Source organism: Hassallia byssoidea VB512170, from assembly GCF_000817785.2.
In the GTDB taxonomy this organism is placed as follows: Bacteria; Cyanobacteriota; Cyanobacteriia; order Cyanobacteriales; family Nostocaceae; genus Hassallia; species Hassallia carrinoi.
The window spans coordinates 91707-113293 of record NZ_JTCM02000005.1 but is presented as its reverse complement, the minus strand read 5'-3'; the positions used below and the strand labels follow the sequence as shown (position 1 = coordinate 113293).

The following is a 21587-nucleotide window of genomic DNA, read 5'->3' as shown; positions in this document are numbered from 1 at the left end:
TTTCTCAAGCAATGGCGATGGCTGAAGGCAGCGCCTGCGCCAAACAACTAGACGATAAACATGGGAACGTCCGGACGCTTGAGTTGTTGAACTAAATAATTTGACAGCAATCCATGCTTGATTTGATAAATTGTTTGACCACTATAGTAAGCTAAATTTTTTAGTCGAAGCCAGACTAAAATAGCGCAGGCAATATGGTTTCTTTGAATACGACCCTTGCGACACTGGCATGATTCAATACCAGTCAATTGTTTTAGTTCTCTATGAAACTCCTCAACCTTCCAACGTTCGCGTTAGCGTGCCGAAGGCATACTTTACACACTTTTTGTACAACGTCCGTAGAGTCTTGAGATAAATCGTTTGTAGCGATAAAATCCGTTCTGTCGGTAGAGACAGTCACCCGGAATAGTTTCACTTTTTTTGCGCCAGGAAACTTCTTTATTTTGACTATTTTACCTGATTTTAACTCCTGTTCATTCCAAGATAATAACTCGATTTTTTGATAACCATTTTTATCTCTTGTATCATCAACAAGTCGATTACGTTTCAGAGGACAATAATAATATTTACCTAAATCATCAATAGATAACATCAATTTATTTGTTGCATACCAACTGTCCATCAAGACAGCTTTGAACGGTAAATCTTTATGGTAGACAAGGTTTTGCAGCATCTCCGTCACATGGTCTATCTTCGTTTTTCCATCTCTAGGAGGGTCATAAATACGATAGTCAACTACCCAAAACTTCCCAATTTCGTGATTGACATACAGACAATTTACTAACCCAATCCCTTGGATGACACCATGTTCATTACCACTATACTGCCGTTTAGTTGTCTCTATTTCTATTGCATATCTTTTATCAATTACTGTGTCATCAAAAACTAGATATGCGTTCTCATTTATTTCGATGAAATCTTTGACATTATCCCAAAGTAAACGTGGTGTTAACTTTTCATTTTTAAGATAGCGGTTAATTTTGTCATGGCTAATCTCTTCTAAATGGTTTGCCAAATTTGTGAGAGTATAATTAATTTGACTACTCAGTAAATATTGGCAATAGTTAAGTTTAGTAAATATCATCGCCTGATTCTTATTTTTAATGCCCCCTTCACTAATTTTCTCATGAAATTCAGACAACTTCACACAATTGATCGCTATTACTAATTTGAGCAAGAGCCTGTTTGGACTTTCCCCCTTAATAATACATATGTACTACAAAAGAGCGATCGCACTGTGCCAGTTGCGTAAGTCCTGTTTCTATTCGCTATTTCCCACTTTGTTTCCCAGCTTTTTCATCAATCAAGGTTTAATGCCAGATGTATATTATGAAACTGCTGCTGTTGTTATTACCCTAATTCTACTGGGACGGTTGTTTGAGAATCGCGCCAAAGGACAAACCTCAGAAGCTATCCGTAAGCTGATTGGTTTGCAAGCTAAAACAGCGCGTTTGATTCGCAATGGACGAGAAATTGATGTTCCGATTGCAGAAGTGCAAATTGGAGATGTGGTACTAGTTCGCCCTGGTGAAAAAATTCCCGTTGACGGGGAAGTGGTTGAGGGGACTTCCACAATTGATGAAGCGATGGTGACAGGAGAAAGTTTACCTGTCAAAAAGCAACCAGGTGATGAAGTTATTGGAGCCACCATCAACAAAACTGGGAGTTTCAAGTTTCGAGCAACACGAGTTGGAAGTGACACCGTGCTAGCGCAGATTGTCCAATTAGTCCAGCAAGCACAAGGTTCTAAAGCCCCAATTCAAAGATTAGCAGACTCTGTAACCGGATGGTTTGTACCTGCGGTGATTGCGATCGCTCTACTCACTTTCATTATCTGGTTCAATTTCATGGGCAACATTACCCTAGCACTGCTGACTACAGTTGGAGTGTTAATTATCGCTTGCCCTTGTGCGTTAGGTTTAGCGACACCAACTTCTGTGATGGTAGGAACTGGTAAAGGTGCAGAAAATGGTATTTTAATTAAAGGTGCTGAAAGTTTGGAATTGGCACACAAAATTCAAACAATTGTGCTAGACAAAACTGGAACCATCACTCAAGGTAAACCAACAGTCACGGATTTTGTCACAGTCAACGGTACTGCCAATGGCAACGAAATCAAGTTGGTGCAACTAGCAGCATCTGTGGAACGTAATTCCGAGCATCCTTTAGCAGAAGCAGTTGTCAGATACTCGCAATCTCAAGAAGTCCAGTTAGCAGATGTTAAAGATTTTGAGGCAGTTGCAGGTAGTGGTGTACAAGGTATAGTTTCTTCTCGTCTGGTACAAATTGGTACGCAACGCTGGATGGAAGAATTGGGGATTGACACAATAGCTTTGCAGCAAGATAAAGAGCGTTTGGAGTATTTGGGCAAAACAGCGATTTGGATTGCGGTTGACGGAAAAATTCAAGGATTAATGGGTATTGCTGATGCAATTAAACCCACTTCCATCCAAGCAGTTCGCGCTTTGGAAAAACTGGGTTTAGAGGTAGTGATGCTCACAGGAGACAATCAACGCACCGCAGAAGCGATAGCGAATGAGGTTGGTATAAAGCGCGTCTTGGCAGAAGTCCGCCCTGACCAAAAGGCTGCTACAGTGCAAAAACTACAATCAAAAGGGCATATTGTGGCAATGGTTGGTGATGGTATCAATGATGCACCAGCTTTAGCACAAGCCGATGTGGGAATGGCAATTGGAACGGGGACAGATGTAGCGATCGCATCTTGTGACATCACGCTTATTTCTGGTGATTTACGAAGCATAGTTACCGCCATTCAATTAAGCCGGGCTACAATTCGCAACATCCGGCAAAATTTATTTTTCGCCTTTATTTACAATGTTGCTGGAATCCCGATTGCTGCTGGTATTCTCTTCCCATTTTTCGGTTGGTTGCTTAACCCGATTATCGCAGGTGCTGCAATGGCATTTAGTTCGGTTTCAGTGGTTACGAATGCCCTACGTCTGCGTAACTTCAAAGCCAAAGCGATCGTATAAGGAAGCAGCAAATGTTGATTAAAAAGGCAGTTATTGGCAGTTTAGTCAGTCTGGGATTTGCGTTTGCTGTCGCATCTGGAAAAGCAGATTCTCAGATGACTCATTCTATGCCAAGCAGCGAAAATTCACAAACAAACCAATTCTACCGCATAGAGCAACCTCTGTGGGTAAAAGGTGCAGTTACAGCAGGAGGTTTGGGATTAATCGGACTGGAGATATGGTGGTTTCTCCTCAGTAAACCCAAATCGCAAAAAGCAAAAACTTATCAAAGCATTCAAGAAGTTACTATTACCGTAGATGGAGGCTATGAACCAAGTAGAGTAGTGGTTAATGCCGGTCAACCAGTGCGGCTTAAGTTTTTACGTCACGACCCTAGTGGCTGTTTAGAACAAGTTGTGTTGCCTGATTTTCATATTGCTTCATATTTAGAACTCAATCAAGTCACTCCAATTGAGTTTACACCTCAACAACCCGGTCAATACACTTTTGCTTGTGGTATGAATATGTTTCGCGGTGTGGTGGAAGTGAGGTAACGCGCACTTATAGGGAGTTTCCACGCGGCGTTTGCTACAAGCAGAGTTCTGGATGCTGTTTTCTCTTGACTCTCCAGTTAGCTGAAGAGTTTAAAATAATATTAGGAGTTTTATCTAGCCAAGGAGCATCTGAGTATGTTAGTCCAAGAAAAGTCAAAACTCATTGGTTCAGTTGCGAAGGAAAGCGGCGTATCAATTAAAACTATTCGTTATTATGATGAGCTAGGTTTACTTAAAGTTTCTGGTAGAACTGAGGGCGGATTTAGGCTTTTCGACTCCGATGTTTTTGCTCGCTTGAACTTTATCAAACGCGCCCAAAATCTTGGATTAAGCTTATCAGAAATCAAAGATTTTTTGGATGTTTACGATGGGGGTGAATTACCATGCGAACACATAAAACCAAAACTGGAAGATAAGCTGATGACTATTGATGAGCAAATTCGGCAACTATTCATCCTTAGACAAGAGTTACAAGGACTACTTTCGGGTTGGGAAACAATACCTGAAAGCTCTGAACAAACAATTTGTCCTATTATTGAACGAACTTAAATAGTTAATGCTTTCGGCGTTGCTATAGTTTCAATATCCTTCTTTAGCTGCAATTAACCAGTATTTGAAAGGATAGTAAAAAAAATAGTTTCTTGTGGGTACTGTATTTTACTGATGAAGAATCTTTTGTAAATTTTGTGGAATAGACAAGTGAAAAACTTTATACACCCTATTCCAGGTAAATGTAGTACAGTTAACTGAGTCACTCTTTAAAAACCATGAAATCTTACTCAATTGACTTGCGTCAGAAAATCATTAAGGTTTATGAACAAGGTGAGATATCAATTAGACATCTCCACAATAGAAGTGTTTTGTGGTAAAAGAGTATAAAATTGTCTTTTTTAGCACAAGAACATGAGTGAAGTATTAAGTTACATTAAAAATCATCCAGAGCAAACGCAGCGATTAGTTGGTTTAAAGCATGAGCAACTAGAACAACTAATTCATCTGGCAATCACCTTACATACCCAAAAGCAACAAGAAGTCGAAGCACAGAAAATTAGAATTATAAATAAAGGTGGTGGTCGTAAGGTAAAGTTATCGCCGTCAGAGCAAATTCTATTAACATTGGTATACTTGAGGCATTTGACAACGTTTCAATTGTTAGGAATTCAGTTTGGGGTGAGCGAATCGACTGCTAACGATACATTTAATTACTGGTTTCCTCTTCTACAAGAACTCTTGCCATCAAGTTTACTTGAACAGGTAAAAAAAACGCTTCAGATTACGAGATAGTTCAAGAAGTTTTAACCGATTACGAACTCATAGTGGATAGCTCTGAACAGCCAAGAGAAAGACCAGGGGAGTATAAAGAACAGCAAATTTATTACTCTGGGAAGAAGAAAACTCATACATTTAAGAATCAGATTACTGTTCTACCTGGTGGTCAAGATATTGTTGATGTAATCGCGGGAGAACCAGGGCCAAAAAGTGACATAACTTTGTTTCGTGAAGGTCAAAAAGACTTTGACGAGAATCAAAAATTTCAAGGGGATAAAGGTTACCAAGGAGAGCTATCAATTAAGACTCCCACGAAAAAACCGAAAAAAGGAGAATTAAGCATCTCACAAAAATTGCAAAACAAAGAAATGGCTTCAGACAGAATATTTGTCGAACATTTGATTCGTATATTAAAAATATTTAGAGTAGCCTCTGAAAGATTTAGATTAGATACAAGTAAATATGAAAAAATAATTATGACGATATGCGGACTTGTAAGATTCCGAATAGGAGCATTAGTTTTACCAATATGAAATAGTGAGAATTTACAAGGGTGAAATTAACGTGTATATATACCTATTTCTACCTTGTTACCAATAGTAACTATCTCAAGCGCTAATTTTTACGTAGATAATGGCTGATGTTTGAAGTTGGCGATCGCTGATCCGAACCCAGCCACAGAGAGGTATTGGCATTTTTCGGAGATGTCTATTCGGAAAGTAGCTGCCCAATTTAATGTCAGCAAAGCTTTTGTTCAGAAACTCTTGAAACAGAAGCAAAGTGTAGGTCATGTCCGACCTCAAAAACAGGGTGGGAATCTTAAAAGTGTTTTATTCGCTTATCGAACCCAATTAACACAAATGGTAGAAGAACAACCACTAGCAACGAAGAGTGGAGTATTGTGAGTATTGGCTCGATAAGTACAATCAATCTGTAAGTCCTAGCATGATGTGTCGGGAATTGAAACAACTCGCTCTGACTCAAAAAAAAAGACAATCCGCAACAGCAACAACGATACAGAGCGAGTCCGAACTTTGAGATGCGAGTATTGGGAGAAAGTCAAAAATATTGACCCTGAACAGCTAGTATTTTTGGATGAAATGGGGGTGTTGCTAGGGTTGACTCGAACTCATGCCCGTTCACCCAAGGGAAGACGGGTCTACGATTTAACTCCCTTCTATCGAGGTGAAAAAGTGACTGTTATTGGCGCTATTACTTTAAAAAAAGTAGTGGCGGTAATGACCCTAAATGGTTCGATGGATTCCCAAGCTTTTGAAGTCTTTATTAAACAGTTTTTAGTTCCCCAATTATGGTCGGGTGCGGTGGTCGTGATGGATAGACTACCTGCCCATAAACTGTCGAGTATTGAACCGTTAATTCAATCTGTTGGAGCTAAAGTTCTCAATTTATCTGCCTATTCTCCTGACTTTAATCCCATTGAATTGTGGTGGTCACAACTGAAAGCCTTCTTACGTCAATTTTCCCCAAAAACTAGCAAGATGGTTGATGTTTTATTAGCAACTGCCATCGATTTACTTGATCCTGAGCATTTACGAAATTGGTTTACTTATTGTTGTTACTGTACTGCATGAACCTGGAATAGGCTGTATACCTTGGCTTGTTTAAGGCGAACATATTTTACTCAATAACTGTATGTACTAACTACAATTATTAGTTTGACAGGTATTGATGAAATCTAGATAAAATTTTTCGTGTTTACCGTCCAAATCCCAAAATTAAAATGTCTGGAACTGAGCTTGTCCAATGGGAATCTCAATATCACTCCCAACAACTCTAACGAAAAGGTTATAAATTGAATCAGAACTACTTGTTGGTTGTTGCACTTTATTGAGTGAAATCAATAGTTTCTTTGTAGTTGCGAAAGTGACTGTTTCCGGAAAATTTAAAGTTATTCTCCTGTCATTTACCAAAACATTGATGTTTAGCTTTTGACCATTATCATTAAGTACATCAATGTCACTGCTTACTGCTACAGTGGAAGGTGCATCGATAATTAGCTGAGAAAGAGGCTTACCATTCTTAGGAACGTGGAGTCTGAAAATATGTTTAACAAATCGCTGATTTGAGGAGAATTGAAAAGAATTATCAATTTGATGAACCCTGTTATTGTCTGTTTTTGCTGTTGCATTACCAGCGAAAATTGTAACTGTAGATGCTATAGTGAACACAGTTAGGTAAATTATTTTTTTCTTCATCTTACCTTTTAATTTTTAAGCTATCTCAATAAGAAAGGCTAGGTAGATTGCGAATTCATCGGAAGTGAATCAAGCTTTATTTAACAATTTTGGCAGGTCACGATGAAATTTGGGTGAAATTTTGCCAGTTTGATAAAATTATTTATTCATGTTACGATAGGTAGCCACGGTTGAAGGAGAGTTGCGGTTTAGATAGCGAAAAATCCAATATTTGAAATTAGCAGAGTTTTAGTGTGAGTTTTAAAAAGCATGATAATCCTCCTATTTAGCGTTTTGCAGAACAGGTTCAAGTTCTATTTATCTACCTATAATTAGTTTTACATATAGTTATAAAATTCAGATTAAATTTTAAAATTGCTATTACACATTCATGCATAAATCAGTCTTAACAATGTTACGATTACGGTTGATCTGTGGCGATAGTTTATATTTTATAGGTTGGGAAAAGTAGTCATAAAATGAACTTAACCCTTTTGAGTATTTTTCATAACATGAGCATAAATGTAGTCTGCTTCTGTCAAGGGTGATGACTGTTTGAGGAGAACTAAATGCCCTCTTTATCATAAATAAGCTTGTAAACATTAAACTAATACTGAGTAGTAATAAACCCCTTAATACGACTTTAGTTTAAGGAAATGAAATTAGGATGAAATCTATGAAATTGGCGTTCTTATCGTAGGTAAACGAACAATAAAGGTAGTACCTTTATTTAGTTGACTTTGTACCTCTATACTACCCTGGTGCGTTTGGACAATTGCTTGCGCGATCGCTAAACCTAACCCCGAACCACCAGTACTGCGAGAGCGATCGCTATGTACGCGATAAAATCGGTCAAAAATCCGCTTTACATCTGGTGCTGCTATCCCGATACCTGTATCTTGAACTTCAATCACCGCATTACCATTGATGCGTTTGAGGATAACGTTTATATAGCCACCTGCGGGAGTGTATTGAATCGCATTCGCAATTAAATTAGTAAGTACGCGCAAAAGTTGGTCTTCGTCCCCCATCACGTACAGAGGTTGATGATACTCCATTGAAGATGTCAGTTGTAAGTTTGCAGCACTAGCTAAAGCAGAAAATTCTTCAATTAGGTCATTAACTAAAACATTCAGACAGCAAAGTTCTTTTTGTGTAGCTAGGGTTTTTTGCTCTAACCGAGACAGCAGCAATAAATCCTGAACTAGTTCCGCCAACCGATTATTTTGTCGTTTAATAGATGCTAGAGTATCTCGCGCTTCCTGTTCAGAGAGATACTCCATATCAAGCATAGTTTCTACTGTAGCATTAATTGCTGCCAGTGGTGTGCGTAATTCATGGGAAGCATCAGAAGTAAACTGTTGCATTTGTTTATACGACCTATCAATTGGTCGTATCGCTAACCCTGCTAACCACCAACTCGAACCACCAACTAAAAGTATGGAAATTGGCAATCCCAATCCCACAATCAATTTTAAACTAGCAAGACGATTATCCAATTCTTTGAGACTGCGACCTACTTGTATATAGCCCCAAATTTGATTATCTTGAGTATGTAGTGCTAAAGACTTTTGACTGTAGCGATCGCCTTGTTTATCTTTAACTGTTTGCCATACATTTGTTCGCACAATTGGCGGTAATTCTTTGGGTTCAAAACCAGCAACAGCAATTAACTTTCCCGAAGCATTAATAAAACGGATGTAATACAGTTTATCTTTGTAGACATTACTAAAAATACCGTGTACCGGATGGAAAATTTGATGGTGGTTGGGTTTTATTTGGTTAGGACAGTCAGGGTCAGGCAAACAAAGATTGGGTATAACCAACTGAAAAGCAGGTGACAACCGACTAGGTTGTTTTAAACTTGGTTCAATTACATTATGTAATGTGCCAGTGACAGACTCCAGTTCTCGGTCGATAGAAACTAAGTAAGCTTGAATCATCACCTGGTAAACAACTAAACCGCAGAGAATGAGAATTAAGCCCATAACTGCTGCATACCAAGCTGCAAGTCGCCAACGAGCTTTATTAAATAATTTAATCTGCATCATCAGGATTAAAACGATAACCCATACTGGGGACAGTTTCAATTAACCCATCACAATTATATTCTGATAATTTGCGTCGCAACAGTCGTACCTGAGCCGCTACTACATTACTAACTCGTTCCGCGCTAAAACTGTAAAGATGATTCAATATTTGGTCGCGGGTAACAATTGTATTGGGACGATTCATCAAATATTCTAGTAAATGAAACTCTTTCTTTGTTAAATGAATTATCTGCTTATTACCATTAGGTTGCTGATGCGAAACAGTACAAGCAGCGTAGTCTAAAATTAGATTTCCTACTTGTAGTTGCGGTGCTTTAAAATTAGGATAACGTCGTTGTAAAGCACGCAATCTTGCTAACAATTCCACCATTCCAAACGGCTTTACTAAATAATCATCAGCCCCAGCATCCAACCCAGCAACTTTATCTTCCATGCTATCTCTTGCTGTCAGCATTAGCACTGGTAATGAATTGTTGCGAACCCGCAGACGCTTACACAAGTCTAAACCCGATAATCCTGGTAGCAACCAATCAAAAATTCCTAATGTGTATTGCGTCCAATTACTTTCTAGACAACTCCATGCTTCATCTCCATCTTGAACCCAGTCAACAATATATTTTTCTTGATGCAATTTACGCTTAATTGATGCACCTAAATCTAATTCGTCTTCAACTAGTAAAACTTTCATGGCAAGCGGATATAGTTCTATAATTTATTTATCAATTCACACGCAGTCGAACCACACCAATTGGTAATTCGGCATTTATTCCAACTAAAAATGCAGAAATATTGTACAGTTTTTCTCCAGAAGTAACTCTAGTTTTTTTGACATTATTCATCTCAATGGTAAGCATAGTTCCAGGAGCCACTGGTTCGGCAAATAATAATATAACTTTTTTATCATTAATAGTAATTTTTGTATCAATCTTTTTACCTGATTGGTCAGACACATCAATATTATTCCTGACAACTATATTCTCTGGAGCTTCGATATTTAGTTGATAAACAGCCTTACTTTGTTGGGGAATTTCTAACTTTAATGTATGTCTAAGAATTCGCCAGTGTTTTATACCTTGGGGAAATTCTGATAAGTTAACAATATGAGGAAAATTACCAGATTCTCTTGTATACTTGGCATAAGTACCTGGCATAGAAACTGCTACAGTCAAGGTAAAAGCTGCTGCACAAATTAAAGCTTTCTTCATTACTACACTCCTCTAGCTAGTTAAATAAATCAACCATCAACATCTTCTTGGCTGAACAACACATTTATTTAATAGTTTGGCAGAGCGATATGAAATTAGGATGAAATTTGATAGTATCCCCGAAAAATTATCATAAGTAAATTTGCTTTATATTTATCTTATTTTAAACAATTCTCAATTATAATCAACTTGAGCGAAAGTAATTTATTGTTACGTATTACTAATTCAAAGCTGTTAATAATAAATTAAATCATTAGCTTCTCGATATCCATTATTATTTAACCTGACAGTAAAACTACTTTTTTCTGCTAAATTTTCAAGTGCATCAATAGCATTGTGCTTAAATGCAATCGCAACTCCGAGGTTTATTCTTTATAGTAGATTTACTAAGTTTTACAGGTAGTCTTTAGAAGCCAAGTCTAAAAATAATAAATACTTAAAGCAAAAAAATTAAGTTTAAATACTCTAAACAACACCTTCATTTGCTAGAACACAAGGATAATTGGGGTTACCAAACTCTATTTGAATTGTGGTATGTTCAATACTAAAATGGTCGTGAAGCTGTTTATTCACTTCTACTAAAAAAGCATCGCCTGGATGTCCATTTGGCATTATTAAGTGAACGGTGAGTGCTGTTTCTGTGGTACTCATCCCCCAGATATGTAAGTCGTGGACACCAGTTACACCAGGAAGTTCCGTTAGATATGTGCGGACAGCCAGCGGTTCAATTCCTGCTGGTACGGCATCTGTAACCAGGTTGACAGACTCTTGCAACAATTGCCAAGTTCCGACAACAATCACGACAACAATAATTAAGCTAACAACAGGGTCAAACCATAACCAACCAGTTGTAACAATGGCAATACCAGCTAGGACTGCACCCAAAGATACCACCGCATCAGCAACTAAATGTAGAAATGCTCCCCTAATATTTAAATCGTTTTCCCGTCCAGACATAAACATCAAAGCGCTTACCGTGTTAATAATAATACCTATTGCAGCAACGCCGATAATTGTACCACCTGATACTGGGCTAGGTTCGATAAAACGGCGGATAGCTTCCCAAGCGATCGCGCCTGAAGCAACAAGTAGTAGAATAGCGTTTAACAGCGCAGCCAAAATTGAGGAACGACGCAAACCATAGGTACGACGAGGTGTTGGGAGACGACGAGCGAGAATGCTGGCTCCCCAAGCAAGTAGCAAACCTAAAACATCACTGAGATTATGACCTGCATCCGCAAGTAGAGCAAGGGAGTTTGCAACAATGCCGTAAATTGCCTCAATCAAAACAAAGCCTGTATTAAGTGCAACACTAACCACAAAGGCGCGATTGTAGTTTACAGCACTGTGATTGTGTCCGTGTCCTTCGTGGCTGTGGTTATGAGACATTACTCCCCTGCTTACTATCGTTCATATTTTCTAATTGCTTTCTAATTACTGATTAAAGCTAAACCGACCGTTTAGTTTTTCACCACCAACTTCAGCATTAATTCTCACCTGATACGGTCCCGTTGCTTTGTTTGATATTTCCCCTTTGTAATACTTACCTTCAGCATCATAAGTAAGAGGAATTGTCGTTTGTTTTCCATCTGGTGACTGAATATCAGCCGTTACTTTAGCGTTAGGTACTGTTTCATGTTTATCTCCTGTTTCTAAGTACAAATCTAAGTGAGTTCCTTTATCTTCTTTTTCGGCAACAAACTCTAAATGATATTTACCTGTTTCAACAACTTGACCGCCATGTGAATGTTCTTTACCTTCTTCATGTTTTTCGGAATGACCTTTTTTGTCATCATCTTCTTGTGATGATTCACCTGATTTTGCAGTACCAGTTTTTGAAGTATTTGCTGCTGTATTAGTAGTTTCTGTCTTGTCAGTGGAAGCATTTTCTTGACTTCCACCGCTACAAGCACCCAAGAAAAGTAATCCAGTGCTTGCTAAAATAACGAAGCCTAATTTAAAATTTTTCATTAATTTACTCCCCATCAGTTGTTAGTAATCAACGTAAGTTCGACAGAATCTCTTCCCATAAACCTTTGTTTTTCACACATCGTGAGTATGAAAAACTACCAGGGGGTATTTTAGGAAGAATTAATAAATTAAGTATCATATTGCGGAACCTTGAGTAAATTGTATGTTTTGTATTTGTGTCGTCTTTTTCGGAACCAAAAACTTACTAAATTGCATATAGCAAGCTGGAAGCACCAATAAAGTCAAAGTAGTAGATGTAAACAAACCACCTAACACTACCACTGCCAGGGGCTGGAGGATTTCTTTACCAGCACCACTGCCAATTACCAAAGGCACCATACCCAGCGCAGATGCTAAAGCTGTCATCAAAATTGCAACCAATCTTTCCATCGAACCTTCAATTAAAACCTCCCGTAAAGGTTGCCCTTCTGCTAACCGAGCATTATAGTTTTCAACTAATAGCAATCCGTTTCTGGCTGCAACTCCAAATAATGTAATAAATCCGACCATTGATGCAACTGAAATAATGCCACCAGTTAAAGCGATAGAAATAACGCCACCAATTAATGCTAGAGGCAAGTTAATTAAAATCATAATAGTAGCAGGAATAGATTTGACGGCAAAGTAAAGTATAACTGCAATAGCGAAAAATGCTAAAATTCCCGCAAATAATAAAGTTTTTGTGGCTCCTTCTTGCGCTTCAAATTGACCACCATATTCAATAAAATATCCAGGAGGTAACTGCACCTGCTGCTTTACTTTTTCTCTGATATCTTTAATCACAGAACCTAAATCTCGTCCAGCGACGTTGCTCGATACAACAATATATCTAGAGACATTTTCGCGGTTAATCGTGTTGGGACCAGTACCATAATCAATTTTGGCAACTTGAGCTAAAGGAATTTTTTGTCCGTTGGGAGTATCAACAAGCAAATTACTGATAATTTCGATATTATGGCGATATTTTTCTTGCAACCAAACTACCATATCAAAAGTTTGTTGCTGTTCTAATACTTGAGAAACAACTCGTCCATTGAGAGCAGTTTCTACCTCTTCCGATAATTCACCAATTGTCAAACCATAACGTGCTGCGGCATCGCGGTCAAATTGAATTTGCACCTGTTTCATCGGTACTTGCGGTTCAAGTTGCAAGTCAGCTAAACCCTGAATTTGACCCATTGCTGACTGTACTTGTTTGCCAAGAGTACGCAGTTGTTCCAAGTCGGAACCGAAGATTTTGACTGCGATCGCACTCCTCACCCCTGACAACACTTCATCCATCCGGTGTGAAATAAAACCACCAATATTCGGTACAACTCCGGGAATTCTCTCAAATTCCTTGCGGATTATTTCTATGGTTTTTTCCCTATCCTTTGCTCCCTCTTCGCTGAGTTGCACGTCCAATTCCGCAGCATTTACACCAGCCACCTCAGTATCTCCCTGAGCGCGTCCAGAGCGTAATTGAGCCGTTTCCACTCCAGGATTGTTCTTTAAGGCTTCCTCGATTGCCAAGCCAACTTGATTGGTAGCTGACAGCGACTCCCCAGGCATGAGAACTGCGGCAATTACTAAGGCACGGTCTTGAAATTCTGGTAAAAATACTTGCCCTAATCCCGTCATAATTACTAATACTGCTACAAAACCCGCCATTGCTGTTGTTAAAACAACTTTGGGACGACGCAGAGAAAATTTCAAAGCTGGACGGTAAAGTTTATGGGTTTGTTTCTCTAACCAAGTTTCCGTACTAGGTAATTTTGTATTTACTAACAGCAACGCACACATTGCTGGGGTTAATGTCAGTGCAACCAAGGTGGAAGCAGCAATTGATAGTAAATATGCTAGCCCCATCGGCGCAAAAATTTTCCCTTCCACCCCAGAAAGGGCGAAAATTGGTGCAAAAACGACGGCAATAATAATAGTGGCGAAAAGCACGCTTACCCGCACTTCTACCGAACCGTTAAAGACAACTTGCAACGGTGGGACGGGGTTTCCTGCAAGTTGGTTTTCTCGCAAACGACGATAGACATTTTCCATATCCACAATTGCATCATCCACCACCGAACCAATGGCTACCACCAATCCCCCTAAAGTCATGGTGTTAATACCTTGTCCCGTCCAGTTGAGAATCATCATCCCTAGCAACAAAGATACCGGAAGGGCGCTTAAACTAATAATTACCGTCCGCCAATTCATTAAAAATAAAATCAGGATGATGCAGACGATAATAGTACCATCGCGCAAAGCTTCTTCAACATTCTTAATGGAGGCTTCGATAAAGTCTTCTTGGCGGAAAGTAGTCGTAATTTTGACATCTTTGGGTAAACCAGCTTTAATCTCCTCTATTGCGGCTTCAACTGCCTTTGTCACCTTAGGTGTATCCGCATCTGGCTGTTTATTGACAGTGACAATAACTGCTTTCTTACCCCCAAAACTACCGTCACCGCGTTTGAGTGCTGCGCCAATTTGTACATCTGCAACTTGTTCTAATAAAACAGGTGTGCCATTTTTAGCTTTAATTACTGATTTTTTTAATTGTTCAATAGATTCAATCCTTCCCACCCCGCGCACCAACGTTTCTTGGTCGGGAGTTATCAAAAATCCTCCCGGTGCATTGGCATTAGCAGCTTGTGCGGCTTTGGTGACATCTGCCAGGGTGACATTAAATGCTTTGAGTTGATCTGGGTTAACCAGCACTTGGTACTGACGCTCATCCCCACCAAAGACAACAATATTACTAACACCGGGAACAGCCAAAAGACGGTTTTTTACTTGCCAGTTGACGATACGCCACACCTCCACGATCGGTGTAGTATCGGAAGTGAAAGCATATTTAACAGTCCATCCCAGAGGAGAACTGACAGGAAGAATTTCTGGCTCTTCGACACCCTGCGGAATTTGGCTGCGTGCTTGCTGCAACCGTTCGGTGACTAATTGACGAGCGCGATAAATATCTGTATCCCCACTGAAAGTTGCCCGCACAGCCGAAAGACCAACAGCTGAGGAGGAACGTAATGCTTCAAGTCCAGGGGTTCCGTTAATTGCACTTTCGATCGGACGAGTAACTAGGGACTCGACCTCCTCCGGTGCAAGTCCTTCGGCTTCGGTCATAATTTCAACTTGCGGTGGGGCAAAGTTGGGAAATACGTCTAGTGGCATTTGGGTGAGGACACGAAAGCCCCACAGGCTAATAATTATAGAAGCAATGACGACTAGCCAACGTTGAGCAATAGACCATTTAACTACAGAATTAAGCATTTTTAGACCCTTTGAGGGATATTCGTACTCTTAATGCAGCTAGTAAATTTAAATATTGGGTACTTTATCTACTTTCTCAGATGAAGATGAAATTGGGATGAAATTTCTGGGAGAGGTATGGAGTGCATAAAATTCTATTTAAGCCACGAATTTATTTAAAATGAACGACTTAAAACCATCTGAGTGAGAATAGATGTCAGCCAAAGACCGATTTCATGACGTAGTTAAAAAGGCTCTTCAAAGAGAACAGTGGGCAATTACACATGATCCATTGAGAATTGAGTACGGCGAAGAGGATGAAGTTAGAATTGATTTAGGTGCAGAGCGGCTATTGGGGGCTGAAAGAGCAGGAGAAAAAATAGCAGTCGAAATTAAAAGCTTTTTAAGTGACTCAGCCTTATTTGATTTTCATCTGGCATTGGGTCAATTTCTAAATTACCGCTTAGTTTTAGAAGCCAGTGAAAAAGAACGAATTTTATATTTAGCTGTGCCAATTGCGGCTTATGAGTCATTTTTTCAACGCGATTTAGCAAAAGCATCGATACAACAGTATCAAGTTAAATTAATAGTGTACGACCCTGTAGATGAGGTGATAGTCAGATGGATAAATTAATATTTTACCGCCAGTGCATTCAAGAACTCTTGACCGAATATAGCAAAGGAAAGCCGATACATGGCGAACTTGAGGTACAAACGATTTTTGATATCGAACGCGAGCATTATCAAATAGTCGATTTGGGGTGGGATAAACATCGCCGTATTTACAATTGCATCATGCATTTAGATATTAAAGATGGGAAAATTTGGATTCAACGCAACCAGAGCGATAAATTGATTGCTGATGAACTGGTCGCAATGGGAGTATCGAAGGAAGATATTGTGTTAGGTTTGCAGCCTGTTTATGCAAGAAAGTATACGGGGTACGGTATGGCTTAGGGACTATATATACCATTTCCAAAATAATTTTCCTACATATGCATGAAAAATTGCCCCTCTTTAGCTGACTCCACTTTCTTCGGGAACAAAAATTTACCAAACTTCGCATACAACGCAGGTAAAACCACTAAAGTTATTGCAGTAGAAGTAAACAAACCACCAAATACTACTACAGATAACGGTTGCAAAAGTTCCTGTCCTGGTCCACCTTGAATGACCATCGGTGCTAAACCTAATGCGGAAGTTAAAGCTGTCATCAAAATCGCATTTAGTCGTTCCATTGACCCTTTGGTAATAACTTCCTTTAATGGCATTCCTTCGGCATATTTACTATTATAATTATCTACCAATAACAAACCGTTGCGAGTTGCTACCCCAAACAAGGAAACAAACCCAACTAAAGACGCAACCGAAATTATCCCACCAGTTAAAGCAACAGCGATTACACCACCTACCAACGCAATTGGTAAGTTAATCATAATCATTGCGGTAGAAGGGATGGATTTAACTGAAAGGTACATTAATACTGTAATCGCAATGAATGCGATCGCGCTAAAAACGAGAATATTTTGGGTTGCGCGTTCTTCAGCTTCAAACTGACCTGCATACTGAATAAAATAACCCGCAGGTACTTGGATATTACTTTTAACTTTGCTTTCAATATCAGTGACAATCGAGCGTAAATCTCGACCTTTAGCATTTGCAGAAACCACAATTAAGCGGGAAACATTTTCACGGTTGATTGTATTTGGTCCCGTCCCTTCTTCAATTTTGGCAACGCTACCTAAAGGTACTTTCTGTCCATCGGGAGTATCAATCAACAAATTACGTATGGTTTCTAAATTTTGCCGTGCTTCGGGTTTTAACCATACAATCAAATCAAAAGACTGTTGGTTTTCTAAGACCTTAGAAACAACTTTACCATTAAGTGCAGTTTCAATTGTATCTGCCAAATCACCCACCGTATGACCGTAACGACTAGCTGCATCGCGGTCAAATTTAATTTGAATTTGCGGTACTGGAAGTTGGGGTTCGAGTTGTAAGTCAATGACACCATTAACTGTTGCCATTTGTTGCTCTACTTGCTGCCCAATTTTCCTTAATTCTGTTAAGTCGGAACCGAAAATTTTCACAGCTATGGAACTACGAACCCCTGATAAAACTTCATCCATCCGGTGCGAAAGAAATCCACCAATATTAGCTACCGAACCTGGTATTTTCTCAAATGCTTCTCGCATTACTTTTAAAGTTTTTTCCCGGTTCTTCATCCCTTCTTTGCTTAATTCAATATCAACGTGAGCAACATTGACACCTGCTGCTTCCGCATCACCAGAAGCTCTTCCCGCACGAGTTTGAACGAATTTAAATCTGCGGTCATTTTTTAATGCTTCTTCGATTACATGACCTGCTTTAGTGCTAATTTCGAGAGAACTTGTTGGATAAGACGACAAAGTATTGACCATTGTTTGCTCTTGAAACTCTGGTAAAAATGCTCTCCCAAAAGAAGGAATAATCACAATTGATGCGACTGTTAAAACTGTGGCGATACCCATAATTAAGAACGAGTTTCGCATGGAAAAGCTTAAACAAGAGCTGTAAATTCCCTTACAAAATCTAGCTAGCCAAGGTTCTCGCTTTGTCACCTTTGTATTTGGTAATAAAATTGCACATAAAGCTGGAGTAACCAACAAAGATTCTAAACTAGAAACAACAACTACCACTAAATAAGAAATACCCATTGGAGTAAAAATTCGACCTTCGATACCCGGTAGGGTAAAAATTGGTGAGAAAACAATAATGCCGATAATCGTTGCACCAACGAGCGAATCACGTACTTCTTCAGAACCTTCAAAAATAATTTCTAACGGTGATAATGGATCGTCCGAAGTTTTATTTTCCCTTAGTCGGCGATAAATATTTTCACCGTATACAATTGCATCATCAATTGCAGTACCAATTGCAACTGCTAAACCACCCAAGGTCATTGTATTTAATCCAATTCCCAACCATGAAAGTGCTAGCATCCCAAACAGTAATGTTAAGAAAAAGTTTAACAAACATACTGCTAGGATGCGCCAATTCATTAAAAAAGGAATAAGAATAATTGCGGCAATAATACTACCTTGAATCAAAGATGAACGAACGTTGTCAACAGAAGATTCAATATAACTGTCTTGGCGAAATGTAGTAGTAACTTTAATATTTTTTGGCAATCCGGCTTTGACTTCTGCCATTGCTTTTTCTACCGCACGGGTAACAGTCGGAGTATCAACTATTGGCTGCTTATTCACCATGACAATAATTGCGGGTTTGCCATTAAAACTGCCATCACCCCGTTTTACTGCTGCCCCAATTTGAGCATTGGCTACATCTTGCAATCTCACGGGAATGCCATTACGCGAAATAATAGTTGATTTCTTTAAATCTTCAATTGATTCGATTCTACCGATACCCCGAATCAACTTTTCTGTATCTGACGTAATAAAAAAGCCACCAGAAGCATTGACATTTGCTTTCTGAGTCGCTTGCGTAACTTGATCTAAAGTAATATTAAAAGCTGCTAATTTTACTGGGTCAACTAGTACTTGAAATTGACGTTCGTCACCACCGAAAGTTAAAACTTGGCTGACTCCGGAGACAGCTAAAAGGCGATTTGTCACTTGCCAATCGACGATTCGACGGGCTTCCATTAAGGAGTTAGGAGTTGAGGATGTAGCTTGCTTTCCCTCCAGAGTAGGATTGGAAGAGTTTTCCCCATTTTCAACGGTAAAAGCGTACTGGACGACTAAACCTACTGGAGAAGTGGTGGGGGATATTTGCGGTGGTTCAATTCCTGGAGGTAGCTTACTAACCGCTTGTTGTAGTCGTTCGGTAACTAGCTGACGCGCTTGATAAATGTCAGTTGACGAATTAAATATCACCCTCACCGCAGAAATACCAGCCGCACTCGACGAACGGACTGCGGTTACTCCCGGTGTGCCGTTAATTGCACTCTCTATTGGTAAAGTTACTAGCGATTCGACTTCCTCCGGCGCGAGTCCAGGGGCTTCGGCTTGGATTTCCACTTGCGGCGGTGCAAAGGCTGGCAGTACATCCAACGGCATCTGAGGAATGACGTAGAATGTCCAAAACGAGACAATAATTGTAGCTAATACGACGAGCCAGCGTCGGTTAATTACCCACCTAACAATGTTTCCAAGCATTTTTGATTTTAGTGATTTGCGTTCTGCACTCTTCGTAGTTACTTTCTAGTCTTTCATGCTCAGATGAAATTAGGATGAAATATTCGATGGGACTGTGTTGGGAAATCTAGTAAAATTGAATACATTATGCAAATACTCTTATAATTTGATTGAGTTATTTCGCAAGGGTTTACAATCAAATAAATACTGAAAATTGCGTTTAATGATATAACTTGAGATTATTTTTGTTTCCCGAAACTTTTTACTCCTACTCATTATTGTTATGCTTTTCAACCTGCACCGAAGCACCTGAAAAACTTGGATGCTTATGATTATTATCCACATGAACCTCGGTTTCCAAATTTAAAGCCTCTTCGCTAGCAACACCCACTGTTGTTGCCAAACCCCGATGCATTCGACGACTCGACCAAAAACTACCAGCCGCGAAGGCACCAGCAGCAATTACAGCTCCCCCACCTGCTGCTAATAACCACGAAGGTAAAGCAAAATTATTACTTTTAACCTGTGTCTCTTCTTCGTGGTTATCTTCCTCTTCGCCGTGATTATCACCTTCTACTTTTTTACTACCACCCCGTAAGGACTGTGCGTATAATTGCGTAGCACGCTGAGTAACAATCATATCGCCATCAAATAAACCTGTTTTCACCTCCGCTATATCCCCAGAGGTTTGACCCAATGTGACTTCAGCAGCTTGGTAGGCATTACCATTTTGGACGTAGACAATTTTTTTACCATTGGCATCAACCATTGCGGAGGTGGGAATCGCCAAAGTCGGTGCAGATTGTTGACCTGTCAATACTTCCAGTTCGGCGAACATTCCGGGTTTGAGTTGTCCACCTGGGTTATCTACTGCGGCTTGTACAGGTACTACTCGTGTTTCTCCTTGTACAGATGTGCCAATTCGGGCAATTTTTCCTGTGAAAGTGCGATCGCGTAAACTCGCAACTTTCAAATTCACCCTTTCACCAATTTTTACCTTACTTAAATCTTTTTCGTAAATATTCGCTGTCGCAAACACCCGACTATCGTTAACAATAGTCATCAATCTACCACCTGCATCGTTAAAAGTTTGACCGATGGTTACTTCGCGGTCAGCTATTTTTCCAGAAATCGGAGCCGTCACTGTCACCAATCCCTTAGAATTAGGGAGGTTTCCTAATTGTTGCAGCCGAGTATTATAAGTATCTCCACTGATGCGGAGTTGTTCTTGTGCTACCTGAAGGGCAGATTGAGCGTGTTTAACTTGTGCTTCGGCTTCGATTACATCCCGTCTGCTATTGGCTGAAATGAGTTTAGCTTTCGCTTCTGCTAATTGGGTTTGAGATTCCAGAGCGTTACGACGCGGTAAAGCACCAGCGGAGGCTAACTGTGTATCTTTAGTATATTTTTCTTGAGCAAACGCGACTTGGCTTTGTGCTTGCGCTGTCTCCGCTTGGGCTATCTGTATGTATCGCTCTCTATTTTGTTGAGCTAATGTTAAATCGGCTTGTGCCTGTTGCAAAGCTGCGATCGCCGAAGCACGTTTTTCTTGAGAAGTAACGCGCAAATCAACTAAGTCGGGACTTGTGACCACGGCAAGAGGTTGACCTTTTGTGACTGTTGCACCAGGCTCTACCAATAACTCTACTACTTTCGCCCCTGTAATTGGAGTCGTGACTTCAACTTTTTGGCTGGGTAGAGTTTCAATTTGTCCGGTGGTTTTTATCCCAAGAGCGAGGGGCTGACGTTTTACGGGTTCGACTTTAATTCCTAAGCGTTGGGCTGTTTCTGCATCAACATTTACTGGACTATTTGCGTCCCCTCCAGCTTGAAACGAACTTGCACCACTGTGATCGTGTCCAGCACCAGCAAAAACGACGCCTTGAGTAGTTAACAACAGCAAGCTCAGTATTGCAGAAGAAACATGGAGGAGTGATGCAGTTTGATTTTGAGAACGGTTAAATCGCATCGCCTAGAGTTTCCTTTAATAGAGGGGA

18 protein-coding genes and 2 pseudogenes are annotated in these 21587 nt (G+C 39.7%); 9 read left to right on the top strand and 11 right to left on the bottom strand.

Features of this window, described 5'->3' with window-relative positions:
* Positions 1-47 precede the first annotated feature (47 nt).
* Positions 48-1084: pseudogene (locus tag PI95_RS04140) on the bottom strand (IS701 family transposase).
* A gap of 127 nt (positions 1085-1211) precedes the next feature.
* On the opposite strand from PI95_RS04140, the gene PI95_RS04135 reads away from it, so the two are divergent.
* From PI95_RS04135 to PI95_RS04110, 7 genes are all read left to right on the top strand, one after another.
* Positions 1212-2993 (top strand): copper-translocating P-type ATPase, encoded by a 1782-nt coding sequence (locus PI95_RS04135; protein WP_236116924.1) that lies wholly within the window; start codon positions 1212-1214, stop codon positions 2991-2993.
* Positions 2994-3004: 11 nt separating this feature from the next.
* Positions 3005-3526 carry a cupredoxin domain-containing protein gene (locus tag PI95_RS04130; RefSeq protein ID WP_236116923.1) on the top strand — a complete coding sequence of 174 codons (522 nt, stop codon included), beginning with the start codon at positions 3005-3007 and terminating at the stop codon, positions 3524-3526.
* Positions 3527-3661: 135 nt separating this feature from the next.
* Positions 3662-4075 carry a heavy metal-responsive transcriptional regulator gene (locus PI95_RS04125; protein WP_039744668.1) on the top strand — a complete coding sequence of 138 codons (414 nt, stop codon included), beginning with the start codon at positions 3662-3664 and terminating at the stop codon, positions 4073-4075.
* 354 nt (positions 4076-4429) lie between these two features.
* Entirely contained in the window at positions 4430-4810 is a 381-nt protein-coding gene (locus PI95_RS35560; protein ID WP_039744666.1) for a helix-turn-helix domain-containing protein, read from the top strand.
* A 32-nt stretch (positions 4811-4842) separates the two neighbouring features.
* Positions 4843-5328 carry a transposase family protein gene (locus PI95_RS35555; protein ID WP_063842342.1) on the top strand — a complete coding sequence of 162 codons (486 nt, stop codon included), beginning with the start codon at positions 4843-4845 and terminating at the stop codon, positions 5326-5328.
* A 171-nt stretch (positions 5329-5499) separates the two neighbouring features.
* Positions 5500-5700 (top strand): hypothetical protein, encoded by a 201-nt coding sequence (locus tag PI95_RS04115; protein WP_052324949.1) that lies wholly within the window; start codon positions 5500-5502, stop codon positions 5698-5700.
* A 45-nt stretch (positions 5701-5745) separates the two neighbouring features.
* The gene (locus tag PI95_RS04110; protein WP_163518595.1) at positions 5746-6387 is read left to right on the top strand and encodes an IS630 family transposase; all 642 of its coding nucleotides are present in this window, start codon (positions 5746-5748) and stop codon (positions 6385-6387) included.
* 144 nt (positions 6388-6531) lie between these two features.
* Here PI95_RS04110 and PI95_RS04105 read toward each other — a convergent pair whose 3' ends face one another.
* From PI95_RS04105 to PI95_RS04070, 8 genes and pseudogenes are all read right to left on the bottom strand, one after another.
* Positions 6532-7011 carry a hypothetical protein gene (locus tag PI95_RS04105; RefSeq protein WP_039744659.1) on the bottom strand — a complete coding sequence of 160 codons (480 nt, stop codon included), beginning with the start codon at positions 7009-7011 and terminating at the stop codon, positions 6532-6534.
* A 138-nt stretch (positions 7012-7149) separates the two neighbouring features.
* Positions 7150-7227 (bottom strand): annotated as a pseudogene (locus PI95_RS04100) (hypothetical protein); the annotation flags it as partial.
* Between the two features lie 437 nt (positions 7228-7664).
* On the bottom strand, positions 7665-9038 hold the full coding sequence (gene rppB, locus PI95_RS04095; protein ID WP_039744811.1) for a two-component system sensor histidine kinase RppB: 1374 nt from the start codon (positions 9036-9038) through the stop codon (positions 7665-7667).
* Entirely contained in the window at positions 9028-9729 is a 702-nt protein-coding gene (gene rppA / locus PI95_RS04090; RefSeq protein WP_039744657.1) for a two-component system response regulator RppA, read from the bottom strand. The genes rppB and rppA overlap by 11 nt, the downstream gene beginning before the upstream one ends.
* A 31-nt stretch (positions 9730-9760) precedes the next feature.
* On the bottom strand, positions 9761-10246 hold the full coding sequence (locus PI95_RS04085; protein ID WP_039744653.1) for a DUF2808 domain-containing protein: 486 nt from the start codon (positions 10244-10246) through the stop codon (positions 9761-9763).
* A gap of 465 nt (positions 10247-10711) precedes the next feature.
* Complete coding sequence (locus PI95_RS04080; protein ID WP_039744649.1) at positions 10712-11635, bottom strand: cation diffusion facilitator family transporter; 924 nt, start codon at positions 11633-11635, stop codon at positions 10712-10714.
* A gap of 45 nt (positions 11636-11680) precedes the next feature.
* A complete protein-coding gene (locus PI95_RS04075) occupies positions 11681-12217 on the bottom strand; it encodes a hypothetical protein (protein WP_039744648.1) in 537 nt (178 codons plus the stop codon).
* Positions 12218-12352: 135 nt separating this feature from the next.
* Complete coding sequence (locus tag PI95_RS04070; protein WP_039744645.1) at positions 12353-15472, bottom strand: efflux RND transporter permease subunit; 3120 nt, start codon at positions 15470-15472, stop codon at positions 12353-12355.
* Positions 15473-15665: 193 nt separating this feature from the next.
* Between PI95_RS04070 and PI95_RS04065 the strand changes: the two genes are divergently transcribed.
* Together PI95_RS04065 and PI95_RS04060 are read left to right on the top strand one after the other, a co-directional pair.
* Positions 15666-16085, top strand: coding sequence for a XisH family protein (locus PI95_RS04065; RefSeq protein ID WP_039744643.1), 420 nt, complete (start codon positions 15666-15668; stop codon positions 16083-16085).
* On the top strand, positions 16073-16408 hold the full coding sequence (locus tag PI95_RS04060; RefSeq protein ID WP_039744642.1) for a XisI protein: 336 nt from the start codon (positions 16073-16075) through the stop codon (positions 16406-16408). The genes PI95_RS04065 and PI95_RS04060 overlap by 13 nt, the downstream gene beginning before the upstream one ends.
* 32 nt (positions 16409-16440) lie before the next feature.
* Here the strand turns inward: PI95_RS04060 and PI95_RS04055 are convergent, their stop codons facing one another.
* Positions 16441-19611, bottom strand: coding sequence for an efflux RND transporter permease subunit (locus PI95_RS04055; RefSeq protein ID WP_039744640.1), 3171 nt, complete (start codon positions 19609-19611; stop codon positions 16441-16443).
* Positions 19612-19858: 247 nt separating this feature from the next.
* Positions 19859-21559 carry an efflux RND transporter periplasmic adaptor subunit gene (locus PI95_RS04050; protein WP_039744638.1) on the bottom strand — a complete coding sequence of 567 codons (1701 nt, stop codon included), beginning with the start codon at positions 21557-21559 and terminating at the stop codon, positions 19859-19861.
* Between the last annotated feature and the right edge of the window lie 28 nt (positions 21560-21587).

Excerpts from the sequence above, each read along its gene's own strand:
- PI95_RS04135 (WP_236116924.1), top strand. The coding sequence starts at position 1,212 with ATGTACTACAAAAGAGCGATCGCACTGTGCCAGTTGCGTAAGTCCTGT.
- PI95_RS04130 (WP_236116923.1), top strand. The coding sequence starts at position 3,005 with ATGTTGATTAAAAAGGCAGTTATTGGCAGTTTAGTCAGTCTGGGATTT.
- PI95_RS04125 (WP_039744668.1), top strand. The coding sequence starts at position 3,662 with ATGTTAGTCCAAGAAAAGTCAAAACTCATTGGTTCAGTTGCGAAGGAA.
- PI95_RS35560 (WP_039744666.1), top strand. The coding sequence starts at position 4,430 with ATGAGTGAAGTATTAAGTTACATTAAAAATCATCCAGAGCAAACGCAG.
- PI95_RS04115 (WP_052324949.1), top strand. The coding sequence starts at position 5,500 with ATGTCTATTCGGAAAGTAGCTGCCCAATTTAATGTCAGCAAAGCTTTT.
- PI95_RS04105 (WP_039744659.1), bottom strand. The coding sequence starts at position 7,011 with ATGAAGAAAAAAATAATTTACCTAACTGTGTTCACTATAGCATCTACA.
- rppB (WP_039744811.1), bottom strand. The coding sequence starts at position 9,038 with ATGCAGATTAAATTATTTAATAAAGCTCGTTGGCGACTTGCAGCTTGG.
- rppA (WP_039744657.1), bottom strand. The coding sequence starts at position 9,729 with ATGAAAGTTTTACTAGTTGAAGACGAATTAGATTTAGGTGCATCAATT.
- PI95_RS04085 (WP_039744653.1), bottom strand. The coding sequence starts at position 10,246 with ATGAAGAAAGCTTTAATTTGTGCAGCAGCTTTTACCTTGACTGTAGCA.
- PI95_RS04080 (WP_039744649.1), bottom strand. The coding sequence starts at position 11,635 with ATGTCTCATAACCACAGCCACGAAGGACACGGACACAATCACAGTGCT.
- PI95_RS04075 (WP_039744648.1), bottom strand. The coding sequence starts at position 12,217 with ATGAAAAATTTTAAATTAGGCTTCGTTATTTTAGCAAGCACTGGATTA.
- PI95_RS04070 (WP_039744645.1), bottom strand. The coding sequence starts at position 15,472 with ATGCTTAATTCTGTAGTTAAATGGTCTATTGCTCAACGTTGGCTAGTC.
- PI95_RS04065 (WP_039744643.1), top strand. The coding sequence starts at position 15,666 with ATGTCAGCCAAAGACCGATTTCATGACGTAGTTAAAAAGGCTCTTCAA.
- PI95_RS04060 (WP_039744642.1), top strand. The coding sequence starts at position 16,073 with ATGGATAAATTAATATTTTACCGCCAGTGCATTCAAGAACTCTTGACC.
- PI95_RS04055 (WP_039744640.1), bottom strand. The coding sequence starts at position 19,611 with ATGCTTGGAAACATTGTTAGGTGGGTAATTAACCGACGCTGGCTCGTC.
- PI95_RS04050 (WP_039744638.1), bottom strand. The coding sequence starts at position 21,559 with ATGCGATTTAACCGTTCTCAAAATCAAACTGCATCACTCCTCCATGTT.